The organism is Staphylococcus sp. EG-SA-17 (assembly GCF_017151845.1).
In the GTDB taxonomy this organism is placed as follows: domain Bacteria; phylum Bacillota; class Bacilli; order Staphylococcales; family Staphylococcaceae; genus Staphylococcus; species Staphylococcus aureus.
Genome location: NZ_JACVZO010000073.1, coordinates 1 through 667, shown reverse-complemented (window position 1 = coordinate 667; position 667 = coordinate 1). Strand labels below are relative to the sequence as shown.

The 667-nt window shown below is 36.6% G+C and carries 1 pseudogene; it reads left to right on the top strand.

The annotated features are described in order from the left end of the window. Positions 1-75 precede the first annotated feature (75 nt). Positions 76-408, top strand: a pseudogene (locus IDG65_RS14110) (GNAT family N-acetyltransferase); the annotation flags it as partial. Between the last annotated feature and the right edge of the window lie 259 nt (positions 409-667).

Genomic DNA, 667 nt, shown 5'->3' with positions numbered 1-667 from the left:
GCATCATGCTAGCAAGTTAAGCGAACACTGACATGATAAATTAGTGGTTAGCTATATTTTTTTACTTTGCAACAGAACCAGATAATATATCTTTACTACCAAGACGATAAATGCGTCGGAAAAGTTAAACTGCGAAAAAATTGGAACCGGTACGCTTATATAGAAGATATCGCCGTATGTAAGGATTTCAGGGGGCAAGGCATAGGCAGCGCGCTTATCAATATATCTATAGAATGGGCAAAGCATAAAAACTTGCATGGACTAATGCTTGAAACCCAGGACAATAACCTTATAGCTTGTAAATTCTATCATAATTGTGGTTTCAAAATCGGCTCCGTCGATACTATGTTATACGCCAACTTTGAAAACAACTTTGAAAAAGCTGTTTTCTGGTATTTAAGGTTTTAGAATGCAAGGAACAGTGAATTGGAGTTCGTCTTGTTATAATTAGCTTCTTGGGGTATCTTTAAATACTGTAGAAAAGAGGAAGGAAATAATAAATGGCTAAAATGAGAATATCACCGGAATTGAAAAAACTGATCGAAAAATACCGCTGCGTAAAAGATACGGAAGGAATGTCTCCTGCTAAGGTATATAAGCTGGTGGGAGAAAATGAAAACCTATATTTAAAAATGACGGACAGCCGGTATAAAGGGACCACCTATGA